Origin of the sequence: Rhizobacter sp. OV335 (genome assembly GCF_900142965.1) — a bacterium.
Lineage (GTDB): Bacteria > Pseudomonadota > Gammaproteobacteria > Burkholderiales > Burkholderiaceae_C > Rhizobacter.
Genome location: NZ_FRCQ01000007.1, coordinates 64,492 through 85,214, shown reverse-complemented (window position 1 = coordinate 85,214; position 20,723 = coordinate 64,492). Strand labels below are relative to the sequence as shown.

The window sequence follows — 20,723 nt, the reverse complement described above, 5'->3', positions numbered from 1 at the left end:
AGCCACATGACCTCGATCCGCTACACCGACCTGGTTGACAGCGTCGCCGCCGCATTGCAATACATCAGCTACTACCACCCGGCCGACTACATCGCGCACCTCGCGCGGGCGTACGACGCCGAGCAGGGCCCGGCCGCGAAGGATGCGATCGCGCAGATCCTGACTAACTCGAAGATGTGCGCCGAGGGGCGCCGCCCGATCTGCCAGGACACCGGCATCGTCAACGTCTTCATGAAGATCGGCATGGACGTGCGCTTCGAGGGCTTCCCGTCGGGCGTCGAGGAAGCCGTCAACGAAGGCGTGCGCCGCGGCTACCTCGACCCCGAGAACAAGCTGCGCGCGAGCATCGTGGCCGACCCGCACTTCGAGCGCAAGAACACCAAGGACAACACGCCGGCGGTGATCCACATGAGCCTGGTGCCGGGCAGCACGGTCGACATCCAGATCGCGGCCAAGGGCGGCGGCAGCGAGAACAAGAGCAAGTTCGTGATGATGAACCCGAGCGACAGCCTGGTCGACTGGGTGCTGAAGACGGTGCCGACGATGGGCGCCGGCTGGTGCCCGCCGGGCATGCTGGGCATCGGCATCGGCGGCACGGCCGAGAAGGCGATGCTGCTCGCGAAGGAATCGCTGATGCAGGACATCGACATGTACGAGCTGAAGGCGCGCGGCCCGCAGAACAAGCTCGAGGAACTGCGCATCGAGCTGTGCGACAAGATCAACGCGCTGGGCATCGGCGCGCAAGGCCTGGGCGGCCTGACCACCGTGCTCGACGTGAAGATCGCCACCTACCCGACGCATGCGGCCAGCAAGCCGGTCGCGATGATCCCGAACTGCGCGGCCACGCGGCATGCGCACTTCGTGCTCGACGGCTCCGGCCCGACCTTCCTCGAAGCGCCCAGCCTCGACCTGTGGCCCGACGTGAAGTGGGCGCCCGACTACAACAAGAGCCGCCGCGTCAACCTCGACACGCTGACGCGCGAAGAAGTGGCGAGCTGGAAGCCGGGCGAGACGCTGCTGCTGAACGGCAAGATGCTGACCGGCCGCGATGCCGCGCACAAGCGGATTCAAGACATGCTCGCCAAGGGCGAGAAGCTGCCGGTGGACTTCACCAACCGCGTCATCTACTACGTCGGCCCGGTCGACCCGGTGCGCGACGAGGTGATGGGCCCGGCCGGCCCGACCACCGCGACGCGCATGGACAAGTTCACCGAGATGATGCTGGCGCAGACCGGGCTGATCGGCATGATCGGCAAGGCCGAGCGCGGCCCGACCGGCATCGAGGCGATCAAGAAGCACAAGTCGGCCTACCTGATGGCGGTGGGCGGCGCGGCCTACCTGGTGTCGAAGGCGATCCGCAAGGCCGAGGTCGTCGGCTTCGCCGACCTGGGCATGGAAGCCATCTACGAGTTCGAGATCAGCGACATGCCGGTGACGGTGGCGGTCGATTCCGAAGGCACCTCGGTGCACACCACCGGCCCGAAGGAATGGCAGGCGAAGATCGGCAAGATCCCGGTGGCGGTCGCCTGAGCCATGGGTTGACGTGCACGCCCTGCCCTTCGCACTGACGAAGATCCAGGCGCCGCGCCCGCGCGGCGAGCACCTGGTCCGGCCGCAGCTCGAAGGGCGTCTCGCTTCTGCCATCGGCCAGGCGAGGCTGATGCTGCTGAGCGCGCCGGCCGGTTTCGGCAAGACCGCGCTGATGGCGCAACTGCTCGCATCGATCGAGCAAGGCCCCGGCGGCGCCGTCGCCTGGATCGCCGCCGACGATGACGACGACCTCGCCCGCTTCGTCGCTTGCCTGGTGGCCGCGCTGGAGCCGCATGACCTGCCGTGGCGCATCTCGCCGCAGGCGCTGGCGACGCTCGGCCAGCAGCCGCGCGGCTTGCGCCGCACCGCCGACGAACTGCTGAGCGCGCTCGGTGGCGCCGACCTGCAGCAAGGGACAGGGCATGGCCTGATCGTGCTGGACGACGCTCACCGCATCGCCGATGCGCGCATCTTCGAGCTGCTCGACCTGCTGCTGGAGCACCTGCCCGCGCCATGGACCGTGCTGCTCGCGAGCCGCACCGATCCACCGCTGTCATTGGCGCGGCTGCGCGCGCAGGGCGAGCTGCTCGAACTGCGCCAGGCCGAGCTGGGCTTCGCCGACGACGAGGTGCGCGCGTTCGCGGCCGGACGCGGCGCCGGCACGGAACTCGCGCAGTCGCTGATCGAGCGGCTGCAAGGCTGGCCGGCCGGCATCCGCTTGAGCCTCGATGCGGCAACGCTCGCCGGCCCGCGCGCACCGGCGGCGCTCGGCCAGCGCCACCTGTTCGACTACCTCGCCAGCGAGGTGCTGGCCGACATGCCGGACGGGCTGCGCCGCTTCCTGCTGCAGACCTCGGTGCTGGCCGAGCTGGAGGCCGGCCGCTGCGCCGCGCTGACCGGCGACCCTCAGGCCGCCGACAAGCTCGACGACATCGAGCGCCGCGGCCTGTTCGTCACCGTGCTTGACGGGCCGCAGCTGACGCTGCGGCTGCACGACCTGTTCCGCGATTTCCTCGAAGACCGGCTGCGCCAGGAATCGCCCGAAGCACTCACCGGCCTGCTGCAGCGCGCCGCCGACACCGAGCCCGACGACGCACGCCGCATCGCCTACCTGCAGCGCGCCGGCGACTGGGCGGCGGCCGAGGCCGCGCTGAACGCCGTCGCCCGCGGCTGGCTCACCGACGGCCTGCTGACGCAGACGCAGCGGCTGCTGGCGCAGTTTCCGCCTGCGTGGCGCGAGCGTTCGTCGCCGCTGATGCTTCTGCAAGGGCTGGCCGCGTGGGCGCGCTGGGAGTTCCTGGCGATGGCCGGGCACTTCCAGCAGGCGCTGCGCCTGGCCGAGCAGCAAGGCCTGGGCGACCAGGCACAGCGGGCGCGCGCGTACGTCGCGCTGAGCCTGTGCCAGGTCGACCAGCGCGACGAGGCGGCGGCCCTGCTCGCCGAGCTGCGCGCGCAGCCGCTGCCGCGCGAGGCCGAGGTCACGACGCTGACCGCCAGCCTGTGGCACGCCGGCGACTACGGGCCGGTCGCGCCGTCGGCCGGCTACATGGCGCGGCGCAACGAGCTGCTGGCCGATTGCACCGACATCGGCCTGTGGTACCAGGCGACGCCGAACCCGCGCGACGTGACGCTGCCCGGCGTCGCCCCGGCCCTGACGCTGTTCGTCGAACGCGCGCTGCGGCTGGCGCCGGAGCACCCGACCGCGATGAGCGCGATCGCGTGGCTGTTGTACGGGCTGATCGCGCTGTGGCACGGCGACGCGGCGCGTGCCGCCGAGCGGCTGGAGCGTGCGGACGAAGAGGCGCGCTGGCTCGGCAGCCCGCGCAACGTCTGCACGATGCTGGCGCTGGCGCGCGGCATGCTGCATGCGCTGCGTGGTGACATCGATGCGATGCGCGCGGCGGCGGCCCACCTGCTGGCCGACCCCGACCAGGAGCCACCGAGCGCACGCCGCGAGAAGCTGCGCCGCAACATGCAGTTCCAGGCGCTGCGGCTGGCGATGATCGCCGACGACGGCGAACGTGCCGGCACGCTGGTCGCCGCGTTGGGCGCGCCCGACCTGCTGGTCTCCACGCGCATCGCGCAACGTGCGCGAGAACTGGCGCTGCCGGCCATCGCGGCCGAGCTGGCCGGGCGCTGGCCGCAGGTGGTCGACTGCTGGCAGGCGGCGCTGCAGACGCCGGATGCGCTCGAGTGGTACGGGCTGCTGACCGAAGGGCGGCTGCGGCTGGCTGCGGCGCTGGTGCGGCTGGGGCGGCAGCGCGAGGCAGCGCCCCTGGTCGAAGCCGCGGTACTGCGCTGCGCGAGCGATGGCTGGATCGGCTCGGCACTGCTGGCCGGCCCGCGCGCGCTGGCACTACTGGCGCACGGCGGGCTGGTGCTGAGCGCCGGCGCGCAAGCGGCGCTCGCGAACTGGCTGGACAGCGCGGAGCGGCTGCGTGGGCATCAACCGCCGCGCGCCGAAGTTGCGCCGGGGGTCCCCGTCCTCGCGCCCGCCGCACCGGCAGCCGGCCGGGGCCCGCTGGCGGTCCTCAGCACCCGCGAGCGCGAGGTGCTGGAACGCCTGGCCGCCGGCGACAGCAACAAGCTGATCGCGCGCGCGCTCGAACTGAGCCCGCACACGGTGAAGCGGCATGTCGCGAACGTCCTCGACAAGCTGGGGGCTCGGACGCGCGGCCAGGCGGCTGCGCGCTGGCGTGACCAGCAGTCGGTGGAGAAAGAGGCCTCGCGCACCGCGTGATCCGCGATGGAACCGAAGCGTGCCTGCTGAACACTCAGGCCGGTGTCCATTCGACGACCTTCACGGAGAAATCATGAAACGTTCCATCTCCCTCGACACCGCGCCGTCGCGCCGCCTCGTTCCTCACTTCTCGGGCGATCCGGCTGGAAAGGCCGAACTGCAGAGAGTGCTCGAAGGAATGGCCGGCATCGACACGTCGCGAGAAGACGCGTGCGTGCGCACGTTCCAGGCCGAAGGGATCATGCCCAATCCCGCGAGGTTTGAGGGTGCGGCCGATGCCCAGTTCATCCTCTACTGGTGTGCGGACCACGAGCTTGTCGACCCTTTCCTGACGGCGGCCAAAGCCTACGACGCGCAGGCGCACCCTCCGGGCACGAGCCGCTACCGCGGCCACGGCATTGATCTCGAGTTCGAGAACATCGCTCCGAAAAAGCTTCACTTCTTCATCGACGTCCTGCCCGGTTGCCCGGAGATCACCAGCATCGAGCTGCCGATCCCTTCGAGCCCCGCGCAGGCCGGCAAACTCGCCCAGGCTCTGGGAGACAACATCGGCCTGAATTCGCTCACGCTGTACGTGCACGAGAAAGCGCCACTGAAAGCCGGCGCATTGGCTCGGCTGTTCTCGCATCCCACGGCACGCGACAAGCCCTTGGCAGAGCTGGAAATCATCGTGAAGGCCGCGCCGGCCGACACCGACACCGACGATTGGAGGCGCCGATTGTGCGGTTCGCTGTCGAAACACCTGATGGCGGAAGCAGTCTGGCTGACCTTGCCTTGGTCCGACGAGCTATTGGGATGGCTGATGCAAGCGAGCCGCGAGAGCCCCTGCCTGTCATCGCTGGACTTGAGCGGAAATTTTCAGGACTGCACAACGCTGCAGGATCTGGTGGTGGATGCGTTGCAGAGGCCGGACTGCAAGCTGACGTCCCTGTCGTTGACCGGCGCCACATTCGAGCAGGAATCGGCCGATGCAGTGATCGAGGCTGTCGAGAAAAACACATCATTGCGCCACCTGCACCTGGGCGAGACGGAACTGACGGCCGAAGCATCCAAGCGGATGACGGCGGCTCTGGAGCGCAACCGCGCGCTCGCGGAACGGGTCTACAAGCAGATCCATGGATGGCATGGGTTCTTCACCGGCCCCCAGCAGGCGTGACCGCCGCATCGACCGGCTCACACCACCACCGGCTCCGGCTCCAGCCGGATGCCGAAGCGCCCGTACACGCTCTCCTGGATCGCGCGCGCCAGCGTCACCACCTCGGAGCCGATCGCGCCGCCGCGGTTGACGATCACCAGCGCCTGCTTCTCGTAGACGCCGGCGCGGCCGATGCTCTTGCCCTTCCAGCCGCAGGCGTCGATCATCCAGCCGGCGGCCAGCTTCACGCTGCCGTCGGGCATCGGGTAGTGCACGATCTCCGGATCGCGGCCGATGATGTCGCGGCACTGCTCGGGCGTGACCACCGGGTTCTTGAAGAAGCTGCCGGCGTTGCCGACCAGCGCCGGGTCGGGCAGCTTCGCGCGACGGATCGCGCAGACCCAGTCGAACACCTGCTGCGGGCTCGGCGCGTGGATGCCGGTCTCGGCCATCTTGCGTTCAAGCTCCAGGTAGCCGAGCACCGGCTGCCACGGCTTGGGCAGCCGGAACCGCACCCGGGTGATCACGCTGCGGCCGGCCAGCGAGTGCTTGAAGACGCTGTCGCGGTAGCCGAAGGCGCAGATGCCGCTCGCGAGCGTCACGCTGCGGCCGGTGACCAGGTCGACGGCATCCAGCGATTCGAAGCGGTCTTTCAATTCGATGCCGTAGGCGCCGATGTTCTGCACCGGCGACGCCCCCACCGTGCCGGGGATCAGCGCCAGGTTCTCGAGGCCAGGCCAGCCCTGGGCCAGCGTCCACGCGACGAACTCGTGCCAGTTCTCGCCGGCGCCGGCCTCGACGATCCAGGCGCTGTCGGTCTCGCGCAGCAGCGCCCGGCCCTTCACCTCGACTTTCAGCACCACCTGCGGCATGTCGCGCGTCAGCACGATGTTGCTGCCGCCGCCCAACACGAACTTCGGGGCGAGCCCGAGCTGGGGGTGGTCGACGACGCGGCGCACGTCGGCATCGGCCGCGATGCGCACCAAAGTGTGTGCGACAGCCGGCAGTCCGAAGCTGTTGTAGGGTTTCAGGCTGACGCCCGACTCGATTTGCATGCGAGAATTTTCGCTGATCCAGCGAGGAATTACCGACCATGCCCAGCTTCGATGCCGTACTCGACCCCAACCTCGTCGAAGTGCGCAATGCCGTGGACCAGACCGCCAAGGAAATCGGCACCCGTTTCGACTTCAAGGGCTCGTCGGCCCGTGTCGAATTGAAAGAAAAGGAACTGACGGTCTACGCCGACAGCGACTTCCAGATCGGCCAGGTGATGGACATCCTGCTGGCCAAGCTCACCAAGCGCAGCGTCGACATCCGCTTCCTCGATCGCAGCGCGAAGATCGAGAAGATCGGCGGCGACAAGGTCAAGCAGCTGATCACCGTCAAGAACGGCATCGACAGCGACACCGCGAAGAAGATCCAGACGCTGATCAAGCAGAGCAAGATGAAGGTGCAGGCCGCGATCCAGGGCGACACGGTGCGCGTCACCGGCGCCAAGCGCGACGACCTGCAGGCCGCGATGGCGTTGATCCGCAAGGAAGTGCCCGACGCGCCGCTGAGCTTCGACAATTTCAGAGACTGATGCGCCGCGCACTCGCAGCAGCCGCGATGGCGGCCGGCGCGCTGTGCGCCACGGCCGCCTGCGCGCAGGCGGTGTCGCTCAGCGGCTCGCTGGGTGACAAGGCGCTGCTGATGATCAACGGCGCGCCGCGGACGGTGGCCGTCGGCAGCACCGTGCAAGGGGTCAAGCTGATCAGCATGGCGGGCGGCGAGGCGATCGTCGAGGTCGGCGGCGAGCGCCAGCAGCTGCGGCTCGGCGGTGTGCAGGTCAGCCTGGGCGCGGCGCCGGTCGAGGGCGGCGGCAGCCGCATCGTGCTGCCGGCTGGCCCGGGCGGCCATTTCTTCACGCAGGGCTCGATCAACGGCAAGGCGGTGGTGTTCGTCGTCGACACCGGCGCCACCACGGTGACCATCGCGCAGTCCGAAGCGGATTCCATCGGCCTCAAGTACCGCGAGGGCCAGCGCGGCATGGTCAGCACCGCCAATGGCAACGTGCCGTCCTACCGGATCACGCTGGCTTCGGTGCGCATCGGCGACGTGCAGGTCTACAACGTCGACGCCGTCGTGCTGCCGGCCTCGATGAGCCAGGTGCTGCTCGGCAACAGCTTCCTGACGCGCTTCCAGATGAAGCGCGACAACGACACGATGACGCTCGACAAGAAGCCGTAGCCGGCCCTCACTCGGGCGGGCGTGCGAAAGCGAAGCTGACCAGCGCCACCACCCCGAGCACCGCCAGCAACAGCAGCAACTCGCGGTAGCCCGGCAGCGCCAGCAGCAGCCACGCCGTCAGCACCGGCGCCGCCGCGCGCGACAGCAGCGCGATCGCCGACATCGCGCCGCCGATGCGCCCGACGTGCGCGCGGCCGAAGTACTCCGGCACCAGGTTGCCGCGCACGATCGTCACCAGGCCGTTGGCAATGCCGAACAGCACCGCGAACACGATCAGCGCCGCCAGGTTATCGGCCAGCGCGAAGATCGCGAACGACAGCGGCAGGCCGCCCAGCACGACGAGCCCGAGCCCGCGCGGCGTGACGCGGCGCCCGAACGCGAGGAACACCAGGCGGCCCGCCACCTGCGCCGGTCCGATCCAGGTCAGCACGGCCAGTGCCTGCACCTCGCTGCGCCCCTTCGACGCGAAGATCGGCATCACGTGCGCCCACAGCGTCGCGGCCGCGAACGAGTACAGCGTGAAGGTGCCCGTCAGCAGCCAGAACGACCGGTGGCGCAGCGCCTCGTGCAGCGTCGCATCGTCGGCGGCGTCGTGGGCGCCGCGCGGTGCGCGCGGCGGATCGCTGCCGCGCAAGGCCCACGCATGCAGCGGCGCGACGCCCAGCAGCAGCACGCCGCCGATCACCGCCAGCGCGATGCGCCAGCCCCATGCATGGACAAGCCAGGCCGCGACCGGGAACGACAGCGTGCTGGCAAACCCGCCGACCAGCGTCAGCGACGTGATGCCGTCGCGGTAGCGCTCCGGAAATCGTTTGGTCAGCACGGTGAAGGCCGGCTCGTACAGCGTCATCGCCATCGCCGCGCCCATCAGCGCCCACGCGGCGTACAGCGTGGCCGGCTGCTCCACCTGCGACCACAGCAGGAAGCCGGCGCCGGCGAGCGCCGCCCCGAGCGTCATCACGCCACGCCCGTGCCCGCGGTCGATGGCGGCACCGGCCGCATAGCTGCTCGCGCCCCACAACGCCAGGCCGAGCGTGAAGGCGCCCATCAACACGGGTTTGCTCCACCCCAAGGCCTGCTGCATCGGCAGCACGAACGACGAGAATGCGTAGTACAGCGCCGCCCAGCTCACCAGCTGGCCGGCAGCCAGCGCGGCCACGGTGGATCGATAGGAAGTCACCGCGGGATTATCGGTAGGCCCGTTGTCGCCGCAGGGACATCTCGCAAACGCACGACCGTGCTAAAACGCGGCGAAAGTGCAGACGATGTGCGAGCGCACAGGAGACACGACGATGGATTTGAACTTCACGCCCGAAGAGCAGGCCTTCCGACAGCAGATCCGCGGCTGGGTCGCGGAGAACCTGCCGAAGGACATCAGCCACAAGGTGCACAACGCGCTGCGGCTCTCGAAGGACGATCTGCAGCGCTGGGCGAAGATCCTCGGCAAGCAGGGCTGGCACGGCTGGGCCTGGCCGACGCAGTTCGGCGGCCCGGGCTGGAACGCGATCCAGCGCCACCTGTTCGAAGAAGAATGCGCGCTGGCCGGCGCGCCGCGCGTGGTGCCCTTCGGCCCGGTGATGGTGGCGCCGGTGATCATGGCCTTCGGCTCGCCCGAGCAGCAGAAGCGCCACCTGCCCGGCATCATGAGCGGCGACGTGTGGTGGAGCCAGGGCTACAGCGAACCGGGCTCCGGCTCCGACCTCGCGTCGGTGAAATGCCGCGCCGAGCGCCGCGGCGACTACTACGTCGTCAACGGCCAGAAGACCTGGACCACGCTCGGCCAGTACGGCGACTGGATCTTCTGCCTGGTACGCACCAGCACCGAAGGCAAGCCGCAGACCGGCATCAGCTTCCTGCTGATCGACATGAAGAGCCCCGGCATCACGGTGCGGCCGATCATCACGATGGACGGCGAGCACGAGGTCAACGAGGTCTGGTTCGACAACGTCGAGGTGCCGGCGGACAACCTGGTCGGCGAGGAGAACAAGGGCTGGACCTACGCCAAGTACCTGCTGGCCCACGAGCGCACCAACATCGCCGACGTGAACCGCTCGAAGCGTGAACTGGAGCGGCTCAAGCGCATCGCGAAGGCGGAGAAGGTGTATGACGACGTGCGCTTCCGCGACGAGATCGCGAAGCTGGAGGTCGACATCGTCGCGCTGGAGATGATGGTGCTGCGGGTGCTGAGCGGCGAGAAATCCGGCAAGCAGTCGCTCGACGTGGCCGGCCTGCTGAAGATCCGCGGCAGCGAGATCCAGCAGCGCCTGACCGAGCTGCTGATGCTGGCGGCCGGGCCGTTCAGCGTGCCCTTCATCCACGACGCGATGGAAGCCGGCTGGCAGGGCGACCACGTCGGCGCGGCCTACTGCGCGCCGCTGGCGGCGACCTACTTCAACGTGCGCAAGACGACGATCTACGGCGGCAGCAACGAGGTGCAACGCAACATCGTCGCGCAGACGGTGCTGGGCTGAGGACACGACATGGACTTCGACTTCTCCGACGATCAAGAAATGCTGCGCGACTCGGTGCGCAAGTGGGTGGCCAAGGGCTACGACGCCGAGCGTCGCAAGCGCATCGTGCAGGCCGGCGGCTATTCGCGCGAAGCCTGGCGCGAGATCGCCGGCCTCGGGTTGACCGGGCTCTTCGTGCCCGAGGCGCAGGGCGGCATGGGCTTCGGGCCAACCGACGCGATGGTCGTGATGGAAGAACTGGGCCGCGGCCTGGTGCTGGAACCCTATGCGCAAGGCGCGCTGATCGCCGGCGCCGTGCTGTCGGCCTGCGCGCCGCAGCCGGCGATCGACGGCTGGCTCGAGAAGATCGCCGGCGGCGACGCGCTGGTCGTGCTGGCACACCAGGAGCGTGGGGCGCGCTACCGGCTCGCGCATGTCGAGACCTCGGCCGAGGCAGCCGGTGATGGCTGGACGCTGAGCGGCGCCAAGAGCGTCGTGCCGGCCGGTGACCAGGCGGATGCGTTCATCGTGCCGGCACGCGTGTCGGGCGCGGTCGACGACCCGGCGGGCATCGCGCTGTTCCTCGTCGAGCGCCGCGCCACCGGCGTGAAGACGCGCGGCTACGGCGGCGCCGATGGGGCGCGCGCCGCCGAGCTGGCGTTGGCCGATGCGCCGGCCATGCTGCTGGTGCCGGCCGGCGGAGCCACCCACGCGGGCCACGCGGCGCTGGAATACGCGGTCGACATCGGCATCGCCGCGCTGTGCGCCGAAGCGGTCGGCGCGATGGACCGGCTGGTCGCGGTGACCGTCGAATACATGAACACCCGCAAGCAGTTCGGCGTCGCGATCGCGAGCTTCCAGGCGCTGCGCCATCGCATCGCCGACGTGAAGATGCAGCTCGAACTCGCGCGCTCGATGAGCTACTTCGCGACGCTGAAGATGAACGAGCCGGCCGCGGCGCGCCGTCGCGCGCTGGCGCAGGCCAAGTACCAGCTCGGCGTCTCGATGCGCTTCGTCGGCCAGCAGTGCATCCAGCTGCACGGCGGCATCGGCGTCACCGACGAGTACATCGCCGGCCACTACTTCAAGCGGCTGACGGTGATGGAGCTGAGCTTCGGCGACACGCTGCACCAGCTCGGCGAAGTCTCGGACCGGATGCAGGACACCGCAGGCGTCTTCGCCTAGGGCCTGTTGACAGGCCCTAGGGCACGACCCGGCCGAACAGATCCATCGGGTGGCTGTCGTCGGCGCCGACCGCCCCGATGGCCGTGCCGGCGCCATCGGCGGGATCGCCCGCATGGATGAGCGGGCTGCCCGCGGCCGGCCGGTAGATCTGCCGGTAGCGAGACAGGACCTGCCCTGTCGTGTACAGGCGCAGCCAGACGCAGCCCTTCGACACCCGGTACGGCATCTCGGCCTGGCCTGACAGCCGGGGGTTCGCCTGCACGTCGTGCACCCCCGCCGGGTTCTGCACCATGCCCGGCAGATAGCGCGCCGAATTCGGCGCCAGCGGATTGAACCAGCCGTTGTAGTCTGCCGAGACCACCCGCGGACTGGCCACGGCGCCGCTGTCGGTCGATACCAGGGCCTTGCCGAAACCGGCCGGCACCTCGCTGAACGCGGTGAACAGGTTGTTGCGGATCGAGGTGAACACCGAGCCCGCGCCGATGTTGAACACCGGTGCGTCGTAGGCACCGGCCGAACCACCGGCATCGAAGCTGTTGTTGTGGATGTCGAGGCCGCTCTCCCCGCCGTAGACCATGATGGCGCCGTCGTATTGGGTGTTGGTGCCGCTGGCATGCGCGAAGACGTTGTGGTGAATCCTGGTACCGCTCGCCGAGCCGCGCCAGAAATTGTGTCCGCTGTCGATGGCCAGGTTGTAGCGAAACTCGCCGCCGAAATTCTGGATCGGCCACGAGCCGCCATGCACCACGTTGTGCTCGGCCAGCTCGTTGCCGGAGCTGCCTTGCAACCAGAGATTGAAGCCCTGGCTGAACCCGCCGTGGTAGTCGTGCAGCAGGTAGTTGCCCTGCACGGTGTCGTTCGACGAGTCGTGGAGCTGCAGCACCGCCCTCACCCCCATCAGGACATTGCCCTGCCCTGCAAGCAGGCCGCCGATCTGCCAGCCATTGCCGCTCACCAGCAGCATGCCGCCACCGACGCGGTTGCCCTGCAGGACCTTGCCACCGGACGTGTTGCCGGCCAGCTCGAGGACGACCGGCACCGACGGGTCGCTCGACACATAGGTGATCAGGTTGTTGGCGCGAAGCTCGTTGTTCTTCACCATCATCGAGCCACTGCCCTGGGCGCTGAAGCGCATCGCCCCGGTGGCCTCGAAGACCGAGTCTTGAATCGCCACCGAGCCCGTGGTCGCGATGTCGATGCCCAGGGCACCGAAACTGCCCAGCCCGCTGACATGCGCATTCTGGATGTGCACGGGGCCCGAGTAGCCCGCGCCGGCAAGCACCTTGAAGCCGTTGCCGATGACGGTCTTGTCCGTCCAGTCGAGGCCGGCCGAGCCGCTCAGCACCAGGTCTTGCGTCAGCGTGACCGTGCCGCCGTGCACGGGCGGGGCATCGACATGGATGGTGATGGGGGTCGGCCCGTTGACCTGCGTGCCGCCGGCGCCGGTGGCCGGGTCGTACGGCACATGGCCGACGGTCAGCACATGCTCGCCCTGCGAGAGGCCGGCGGGCAGCCGCAGCTCCCAGAGGTTGAAATCGGTGGCACTCGGCAAGGCCGCGCCGACCAGTTGCCCGTCGACATAGAAGTTCTCCCGGGTTCCGGGGCAGACGTAGGGCGGGTGTCCGGGTGGGCACAGGTAGGCATTCGGATCCCGCGCATCGGCAAGGATGCGCAGCGGCGCGCCGGCCGTGAAGTGCATGTGCGGCGCGGGGCTCTTGATGCGTGTCGCGCTGGCTCCGCTCTCGTTCCAGATCGGCTCGATGGGGTCGGAGAAGCAGGCCTCCGCGGGTGCGGGTGCGGGTGCGGGTGATGGTGCTGGTGCGGGTGCGGGTGCGGGCGCTGGTGCGGGCGCTGGCGCTGGTGCAGGTGCTGGTGCGGGCGCCGGCACAGGGCTCGGCACGGGCGCCGGTGCGGGCGCGCCGATCGGTGGTGATGTCGATGGCGCGGGCGCGTCATCCGATGCGCCGCTGCCGCATGCCCCCAGCAACAGCACGGCGGCGAACAGCCCGCTCAGCGTCGGTACGGTTCCGCGAAGGCCTTGCATGGCTCAGTTGGCCAGCCTGGGCGGTGCTTGCACGGTCGTCGGCAACGCCCCGCTGAAGGTGACGGTGCCTGCCTGGTTGCGGATCTCCAGCGTGCCACCGGTGCCGTCGGTGCTGAAGCGCGCGGTCGCCACGCTGCCGTTGGCCAGCGTGATCTGTGCCCCGGTCTGGCCGGCCGCGTCGGAGCGGGTCGCGGCGGTGAAGGCGTGGTCGGCGCCCAGCACGTTGAGAAACACCGACGCGTTGCCGTTCGAATCGGCCACGTCGACGCGCGAACCGGCATTCATGTCGTCATCGGCCGTGGGCCACGAGATCGCCTGCGAGGCGAGCCCGGTGGGAGCGAGGCGCACCACGTCGAGCTGGTTGCTGCCGCTCATCGCGGTGATGCGGTCGCCCGAGAGCGTGGGCGTGCCCGGCAGATTCAGCGTCCAGATGCGGCTGATGCCGCTGCCGCTGGTCTGCACGCGGTCGAGGATCACGAGCGTGGCGGGCTTGATGAACAGAAACTCGCGCTCCACCTTCGCCACCACCGCCTTGCCGCCGTACATCGGTGTGACCCGCGCCAGGCCATAGGCGTAGACGGGCGTGTCGGCCAGGGCTTGCATCGCGCAGCTGGCGCCGTAGGTCTGCTCCACCAGCTTGCCGTTCTGCTCGATGCGCACCAGGTTGTGCGGCGTCTCGTACTGGGCCAGGCCCGAGTGCGAATCGATGTTTTCGTCGAAGGCGAGCCAGTTGCCCTTGAACATCACGAAGCTGCCCTGGTCGTGGTGGGCATGGCTCTCGGTGTAGGGGCCGCAGATCAGGTTGGCATAGGTGGCATCGCCGGCCCAGGCCGAACGCATCGAGAACTGGCCGGTGCCGCTGCCCCAGTGGGCGGTGGGCAGGCGGCTCAGCGGCTGTGCGGCGATGTCGGACTGGTCGTACAGGTAGTCGACCCAGTACTCGAAGGCGTTCGCCATGCGCGGCACCGACGACTGCGCCAGCAGCGACCTGGAGACGCCCGCCATCGCGTCAGACGGGTACAGGCGCGACAGCACCTCGAGGTACTGGCGGTGGTAGTCGAACAGCGCGGCCGTCGAGTCGCGCGAATGGTCGCCGGTCGGCGAGATGCGGTCCAGGGTCGGCACGATGTCGTGCATGAACTTGTCGAACGACGCGAGCGTGTGCGGGGTCGCGTCCGCGATGCGCTCGCCGGTGGATTTCTCCCACAGGTGGTAGAGGTCGAACAGGCCGTTCATTGCCGTGCCGTAGCCGGTGCCTTCGCGCGAGCCGCCGCCCTGCAGGTCGCGGGTGAAGGTCGGCACGAGCTGGTTGGCGATCTTCTCGGTGCGGAACTTGTCCAGCCAGGTCGAGGCCTGCGTGTTTTCGCCGTAGGTGGCGAGGCCGAGCAGCATGGTCGCGCGCAGGAACGAGTAGTAGTAGTTGTTCGATGGGTTGTCGACCGACCAGCCGCTCCAGGCGTAGGTGGTGTTGCCCCATCTGGCCTGCGTGTGGTTCCACACGTTCCAGACCGCCTGGTTGCCGTAGGTCGCCCAGCGCGTGCGCTGGGTCGCCGTCATCTGCGAGCGGCACCAGTCGTACACCATCGCCATGTTGCCGATCGTGCCGCCGACATCGAGGTAGCTGTCGCCAGCCACCGTTGCAGCCGCATTCCTGTTGATCAGCGCTTCTTCGGATTGCACGAAGATCTCGGTCTGGTCGACCGCGTACTGGCAGTAGGACGCCTTGCCCGTCACCTGGGACAACAGCGCCGCCTGCCAGGGGCCGAACAGATAGATGTCGGCACCGGCGATCTGCGAATCGACCATGTTCTTGAAGCGCGTCGCCGACGCCGTGTTGCTGGTCAGAGCAGTGCGCAGGCGGGTCAGCGTCGGCGCATCGGAGATCAGGATGCGCGGCGATCCGAGCGGTGCGATCGTGATGGGCAAGGGCGTGGGTGCTGGCGTCGGTGCGGGCGCGGGCGCGGGCGCAGGTGCTGGCGTCGGTGCGGGTGCGGGTGCGGGTGCGGGTGCCGGTGCCGGTGCCGGTGCTGGTGCCGGCGTCGGCGCAGGTGCGGGCGTCGGTGCGGGTGCGGGTGCGGGCGTCGGTGTCGAGCCGGAACTGGGTGTCGGTGCCGGGCCGTCATCAGACGAAGGGCCGCATCCGGCGACCAACGTGGTGGCGGCCAGCAGCGCAAGGCTGGCCTGCCGCCAAGCCGGCCTCAACCGATGCAGCCGCCTGGCAGTTGCGTGAAGGGCCAACCGAGTGTTCGCTGACGAACCATCGTGACGCATCGAGTCCATGGATTCCTCCGACAGGGCTTGAGCCCATGTGCTTTTTTCTTCTCCGGCCCTGAGGGGGTCCGGACGGACCGAATGCGACAGGCAGGTTCTTGCAGAGGGCAAGCCCACACGGTCTCTTCGGTCTCATCGAGACTGGGCACGGTGTATCACGCCACCTGTCGCGGCCGGCCAATCTGCGCAGACTGTTGCAACTGAGTGGGTGTGTCATCGCAGCTCCACCAGCCGTTTCATAATCGCCGGTCCCCGCCCCCTTCCCAGCGATGCACCCCACACCAGGCCTGAGCGCCGTCGCCGGCCTGCGCGTCGGCCACTTCACCGACAGCCGCCGGCCCACCGGCTGCACCGTCGTGCTCGCGCCCGAGGGCGCGGTCGGTGGCGTCGACGTGCGCGGCGCCGCGCCCGGCACGCGCGAGACCGACCTGCTGTCGCCGCTCAATGCCGTCGAGCACGTGCACGCGGTGCTGCTGGCCGGCGGCAGCGCGTTCGGGCTCGATGCGGCCGGCGGCGTGATGCGCTGGCTCGAGGAGCGCGGCATCGGCTACCCGGTCGGCCCGCACCGCGTGCCGATCGTGCCGGCGGCAATCCTGTTCGACCTGTCCGTCGGCGATGGCGGCATCCGCCCCGATGCCGCGGCCGGCTACGCCGCCTGCGAAGCCGCGAGCGATGCGCCGTGCGCCGAAGGCAATGTCGGCGCGGGCGCCGGGGCCTTGGTCGGCAAGCTGTTCGGGCTGGAGCGCGCGATGCGCGGCGGCTTCGGCCATGCCAGCGTCACGGTGGCGGGCATCACCGTCGGCGCGTGGGTCGCGGTCAATGCGCTCGGCGACGTGGTCGATCCGCGCAGCGGCCGCGTGCTGGCAGGTGCTCGCACCGCCGATGGCCTGGATTTGCTCGACAGCACGCAGGCGCTGCTTCGTGGCGAACTGCCGCAGCCGATGCAACCCGGTGCCGCGACGACGATCGGCGTGGTCGGCACCGACGCGGTGCTGACCAAGGCCCAGGCCAACAAGCTCGCGCAGACCGCGCACGACGGGCTCGCGCGCAGCATCAGCCCGGTCCACACGCAGAGCGACGGCGACACCGTGTTCGCGCTGGCCACCGGCGCCAGCGGGCTCGTCGCCCACCCGACGCTGCTCGGCACGATGGCCGCCGAGGCGATGGCGCGGGCCGTCGTGCGTGCGATCGAGGCGGCCACCGGCTGGGGGCCGTATCCCGCCGCGCGCGACCTGGGCCTGCCCGCATGAGCGACACCTCGGCCGACACCTTCCCGCCCATCGTCTTCGTGCACGGCAACGGCGACACCGCCGCGCTGTGGCTCACCACCGTCTGGCGTTTCGAGAGCAACGGCTGGCCGCGCGAGCGGCTGCACGCGATCGACATGCCCTGCCCGCTCGCGCGCGATGACGACGGCGTCGCGCAGCCCGGCCGCAGTTCCAGCGACGACGCGCGCCGCTGCATCGCCGACGCGGTCGAGCAGGCCTGCCGCCGGCATGGCGTCGCGCAGGTCGTGCTGATCGCCAACTCGCGCGGTGGCTTCGCGGTGCGCAACTTCACCGCGAACGGCGGTGCGGCGCGCGTTTCGCACGCGATCCTCGGCGGCACGCCGAACCACGGCGTGTGGGCCGATGCGGCGTTTCGGCCGGGCAACGAGTTCAACGGCGCCGGGCCGTTCCTGCAGCGGCTGAATGACCCAGGTAACGGCAGCGAGACGACGCCCGGCCCGCGCTGGATGACGGTGCGCTCCGACGGCAACGACAAGTACGCGCAGCCCGACGGCCTGTGGATCGGCGCGCCCGGCCGGCCGACCGGCGTCGATGCCGACAGCCCGGCACTGCGCGGCGCGCACAACGTCGTGATCGCCGGCATCGACCACCGCGAGACCTCGTTCGGCCCGGCCGCGTTCGACGCGATGTGGCGCTTCCTGACCGGCCGCGCGCCGGCGAGCCTGCAGCCCACGCCGTCGGGCGAAGCGATCGAGCTCTCGGGCTGCGTCTCGGGCCTGCATCCGCAGGCCGCGGTGCACGACAACCTGCCGCTGGCCGGCGCCACGGTCGAGGTGCATGCCACCGATGCGGCCAGCGGCGAACGCGTCGGCCCGCCGCTGTACCGCCACGTCGTCGGCAGCGATGGCGCCTGGGGCCCGCTCGCGACCGACAGCCGCACGCCGCTCGAGTTCGTCATCAGCGCGCCCGGACACAGCACGACGCACGTCTACCGCTCGCCGTTCGCGCGCTCGTCGTCGCTGGTGCACCTGCGAGCGATGCGGCTGGCGGATGTCGATGCGGATGCTGACCCCGCGGCCGACCGCGAGGCACTTTCGCTGGTGCAACTGAGCCGCCCGCGCGGCTACTTCGGCGTGCCGCGTGACCGCATCCTGCTCGACGGCCACCCGCCGGCCGGGCTGCCGCCGGGCGTGGCGGGCCTGTCATTGGCCGCCGTCAAGGTGACCGACACGGCAGGCCGTGCGGTGGCCGCAGAATTCAACGGCGAGCGCATCGTCGGCCGCGCCTGGCCGTGCGCCGAGGGGCACGTCGTGCTGCTCGAACTCCATTCCTGAACGAAAGAATCTTCGATGCGCTTGTCGCAGGTGTTGTTTTCCCAGGGCTTCGGCACGCGCCGCGAATGCGAGGGCTTGATCTGGCACGGGCTGGTGTCGGTCGGCGGGCGTGTGATCGAGGAGCCGGCCGAAGAGCTTGACACCGAGGGACTGGTGTTCACGGTGCAGGGCCGCGAGTGGCGGTTCCACGAGAAGGCGCTGGTGCTGCTGCACAAGCCGACCGGCCATGAGTGCTCGCAGAAGCCCAAGCACCACCCGAGCGTGCTGAACCTGCTGCCGCTGCCGCTGCGCAACCGCGGCGTGCAGCCGGTCGGGCGGCTCGACGAAGACACCACCGGGCTGCTGCTGCTGACCGACGACGGCACGCTGATCCACCGGCTGACCTCGCCGAAGCACCATGTGCCGAAGGTGTACGAGGTGGCCGCCAAGCACGAGGTGACGCCGGACCAGGTGGCCAAGCTGCTGGACGGCGTGGTGCTCGACGACGACCCGGCACCGGTGCGCGCCGCGGCCTGCGAGGCCACCGGCACGAACACGCTGCGGCTCACGCTGACCGAAGGCAAGTACCACCAGGTCAAGCGCATGGTGGCCGCGGCCGGCAACCGGGTCGAGGCGCTGCACCGCAGCAGCTTCGGCGAGCTGACGCTGGAGGGCGTGCCGAGCGGCGCATGGCGCTGGGTCAGCGCGGCGGAGCGGGAACAGCTCGAGCGCAAGCGCTGAGTTCGGCCTGGTCGCCTGCCATCAGAACTGCAACAGCGGCATCCGGTTTTGAAACTGCTGAATGCGGAACGCGACGATGGAGTTCGCGGTCTGCAGGCTTCTGCGTTCGTCTGCCAGAACCTCGAGCTGGTTCGTCGCCTCGAACTCGACCAGGGTCTGGCAACTGCTGTTCGACGCCATCGTCTGGATCAACTCCTGCGTGCCCACGGTCGACAACGTACGCCCCTTGATGGCCAATTTGTCGACCGTGCACAAGGCCAGTTTCTGAACGATCTCGTCGAAGGACCAGTGGTTCAGATCGCCGGACACCCCCTGCAGCGTCAATTGCGGCAACCGCCATGGCGCCTGTTCGAGCAGATGTGTCGTCAAGCTGCCGAAGAGCCGGGCCGGGCAAGACACCAGCTTCAACTCCTTGAACTGCTGCTTGCGGCTCAACACGGACAACAGCCCCCCGAGGAGGCCCGGCGCGTCGATCCACTCGCCGGCGAGCGTCAGCTTGCGCAGGCCCGGATGGTGATCGACGAGCTGATGAATGCCGGCCTGCATCTCCTGGCAGTGAATGCGGTCATCCGGGTCGACGCCGATCTTCAGCGTCTCCAGGCCGCCATACGCGTTCAGCGCCTGCGCCATCGCGCCGAAGCCGCCCGGTTGATGCCGGCAGTGCGTGAAGCCGAGTGCTTTCAGCGTGCGGTGCTTCTGCAGCGCCGCGCCGAACTCGCGGGCACCGGCCGCGCTGACCGACACGCTGACCAAGTGCACCCGCTCGAGGGTGGGGACACGGCTGAGCGCTTCAGACAGGCGCGACAGATCCCGCAGACAGTACCTCAGCCCCGCCACTTGCCCGTCCGCCATCGCCTGCGCGAACGCTTCCAGGCGCCCGTTCTCCAGATGTGCCTCGGCCTGCAGCCGCCACTCCGGCGATGGCAAGCCGCACCCGACCGCGGGCAGCACGGGTAGCACGGTCACCGGATGCACCTGCGCCTGCATCTCGATGAGGGGTTGCGGCGTGCTTTCAACGTGCCGCAACATCGCCGCCTGTTGCACCTGGTGCCGGCGAGCCTGCTGCGCAGCGCCGAGCACCAGGCGCTCCCCCACGTCGAGTGTCGTCGTGCAGGCGTCGCGCTCCAGCTCACCGAGCAGTTGATCGATCGACTCGGACTTGAGCGCGGTGTCGACTTCGATGCACTTGACCTGCCCACCCCGGATCACGGCGCACAGGGCGCCGATGCACGCGGTCTGGGGCTCCATTGCCAGGCTCTGCAGGACGAGCTTCTCGAGGGCGCCGCTGCCCAGGTCCGCCAGGCCCTTCAGAAACGACTTCACGGCAGGGGATCTCATGGCCTCGAGCACCACGCAGCCGAGCGTTGGATGACGTCCCACGGCTTGTGCCAATGCCGCCGCCTCGTTGGCATACACGATGGTGCCTCCGATGTGCAGCTCGCTCATCGAGGTGTTGACCCGCAACGCCCTGGTGAGCGCCGAAGCCCATCCCCTGACGGCACCCGTATGCCTGATCGCGAAGGTGTGAAGCGACGCCGTCCTGGCCAGTGCATCGGCAACCGCGATCAGCGATGCGCCGTCCGCCCTGCAGGATTCGATCTTCAGGTACTGCAACGCCGGTGAATCCGCCAGCACCCCGGCGATCTCGGCGGCCAGCTCGGGCGAGAGGTCGCCGTGAACGGCGTGGATGTGCTGCAGATCGGTCCGCTGCGACAGCACGGCGGCGAGCGCATCGAGGTTGCCATGAAAAATGGGGTCTTGCGGAGGTGGCCGTGCGGCGGTTCGGGGGGGTTCAGGTTCACGGCGGCGCTTGGCGCCCGTGATCGATCCGCTCATGGCAACGTCCTCGACAACGG

The 20,723-nt window shown here is 69.4% G+C and carries 15 protein-coding genes; 10 read left to right on the top strand and 5 right to left on the bottom strand.

What is annotated here, in order from left to right; genetic code table 11:
* Nucleotides 1–6: 6 nt before the first annotated feature.
* From BUE42_RS09705 to BUE42_RS09695, 3 genes are all read left to right on the top strand, one after another.
* A complete protein-coding gene (locus BUE42_RS09705; RefSeq protein WP_073464726.1) occupies nucleotides 7–1,530 on the top strand; it encodes a fumarate hydratase in 1,524 nt (507 codons plus the stop codon).
* Between the two features lie 13 nt (nucleotides 1,531–1,543).
* The gene (locus BUE42_RS09700; protein WP_083614022.1) at nucleotides 1,544–4,270 is read left to right on the top strand and encodes a winged helix-turn-helix domain-containing protein; all 2,727 of its coding nucleotides are present in this window, start codon (nucleotides 1,544–1,546) and stop codon (nucleotides 4,268–4,270) included.
* Between the two features lie 73 nt (nucleotides 4,271–4,343).
* Nucleotides 4,344–5,426, top strand: a complete 1,083-nt coding sequence (locus BUE42_RS09695) for a leucine-rich repeat domain-containing protein (protein ID WP_073464724.1) — start codon at nucleotides 4,344–4,346, stop codon at nucleotides 5,424–5,426.
* A gap of 17 nt (nucleotides 5,427–5,443) precedes the next feature.
* Here the strand turns inward: BUE42_RS09695 and murB are convergent, their stop codons facing one another.
* Entirely contained in the window at nucleotides 5,444–6,460 is a 1,017-nt protein-coding gene (gene murB / locus BUE42_RS09690; RefSeq protein ID WP_073464722.1) for a UDP-N-acetylmuramate dehydrogenase, read from the bottom strand.
* Nucleotides 6,461–6,498: 38 nt separating this feature from the next.
* On the opposite strand from murB, the gene BUE42_RS09685 reads away from it, so the two are divergent.
* The gene (locus tag BUE42_RS09685; protein ID WP_073464720.1) at nucleotides 6,499–6,987 is read left to right on the top strand and encodes a YajQ family cyclic di-GMP-binding protein; all 489 of its coding nucleotides are present in this window, start codon (nucleotides 6,499–6,501) and stop codon (nucleotides 6,985–6,987) included.
* Nucleotides 6,987–7,634 carry a retropepsin-like aspartic protease family protein gene (locus BUE42_RS09680; protein WP_073464718.1) on the top strand — a complete coding sequence of 216 codons (648 nt, stop codon included), beginning with the start codon at nucleotides 6,987–6,989 and terminating at the stop codon, nucleotides 7,632–7,634. Before BUE42_RS09685 ends, BUE42_RS09680 begins: the two co-directional genes overlap by 1 nt.
* Nucleotides 7,635–7,641: 7 nt before the next feature.
* Here the strand turns inward: BUE42_RS09680 and BUE42_RS09675 are convergent, their stop codons facing one another.
* Complete coding sequence (locus BUE42_RS09675; RefSeq protein ID WP_083614021.1) at nucleotides 7,642–8,814, bottom strand: MFS transporter; 1,173 nt, start codon at nucleotides 8,812–8,814, stop codon at nucleotides 7,642–7,644.
* Nucleotides 8,815–8,926: 112 nt separating this feature from the next.
* On the opposite strand from BUE42_RS09675, the gene BUE42_RS09670 reads away from it, so the two are divergent.
* Nucleotides 8,927–10,105 (top strand): acyl-CoA dehydrogenase family protein, encoded by a 1,179-nt coding sequence (locus BUE42_RS09670; protein WP_073464714.1) that lies wholly within the window; start codon nucleotides 8,927–8,929, stop codon nucleotides 10,103–10,105.
* Between the two features lie 9 nt (nucleotides 10,106–10,114).
* Entirely contained in the window at nucleotides 10,115–11,269 is a 1,155-nt protein-coding gene (locus BUE42_RS09665) for an acyl-CoA dehydrogenase family protein (RefSeq protein ID WP_073464712.1), read from the top strand.
* A gap of 16 nt (nucleotides 11,270–11,285) precedes the next feature.
* On the opposite strand, the gene BUE42_RS09660 is transcribed toward BUE42_RS09665, so the two are convergent.
* Both BUE42_RS09660 and BUE42_RS32065 read right to left on the bottom strand, forming a co-directional pair.
* Nucleotides 11,286–13,313, bottom strand: coding sequence for a right-handed parallel beta-helix repeat-containing protein (locus BUE42_RS09660; protein ID WP_143171410.1), 2,028 nt, complete (start codon nucleotides 13,311–13,313; stop codon nucleotides 11,286–11,288).
* Nucleotides 13,314–13,316: 3 nt separating this feature from the next.
* Complete coding sequence (locus tag BUE42_RS32065) at nucleotides 13,317–15,239, bottom strand: hypothetical protein (RefSeq protein WP_159445391.1); 1,923 nt, start codon at nucleotides 15,237–15,239, stop codon at nucleotides 13,317–13,319.
* Between the two features lie 614 nt (nucleotides 15,240–15,853).
* Between BUE42_RS32065 and BUE42_RS09650 the strand changes: the two genes are divergently transcribed.
* From BUE42_RS09650 to BUE42_RS09640, 3 genes are read left to right on the top strand one after another with little or no spacing between them, the layout of a single operon-like run.
* On the top strand, nucleotides 15,854–16,834 hold the full coding sequence (locus BUE42_RS09650; RefSeq protein WP_083614018.1) for a P1 family peptidase: 981 nt from the start codon (nucleotides 15,854–15,856) through the stop codon (nucleotides 16,832–16,834).
* Entirely contained in the window at nucleotides 16,831–18,147 is a 1,317-nt protein-coding gene (locus BUE42_RS09645) for a twin-arginine translocation pathway signal (RefSeq protein WP_073464706.1), read from the top strand. The genes BUE42_RS09650 and BUE42_RS09645 overlap by 4 nt, the downstream gene beginning before the upstream one ends.
* 15 nt (nucleotides 18,148–18,162) lie before the next feature.
* Nucleotides 18,163–18,867 carry a pseudouridine synthase gene (locus BUE42_RS09640; RefSeq protein WP_073464704.1) on the top strand — a complete coding sequence of 235 codons (705 nt, stop codon included), beginning with the start codon at nucleotides 18,163–18,165 and terminating at the stop codon, nucleotides 18,865–18,867.
* A gap of 21 nt (nucleotides 18,868–18,888) precedes the next feature.
* Here BUE42_RS09640 and BUE42_RS09635 read toward each other — a convergent pair whose 3' ends face one another.
* Entirely contained in the window at nucleotides 18,889–20,703 is a 1,815-nt protein-coding gene (locus BUE42_RS09635) for a leucine-rich repeat domain-containing protein (protein ID WP_143171408.1), read from the bottom strand.
* Nucleotides 20,704–20,723: the final 20 nt, after the last annotated feature.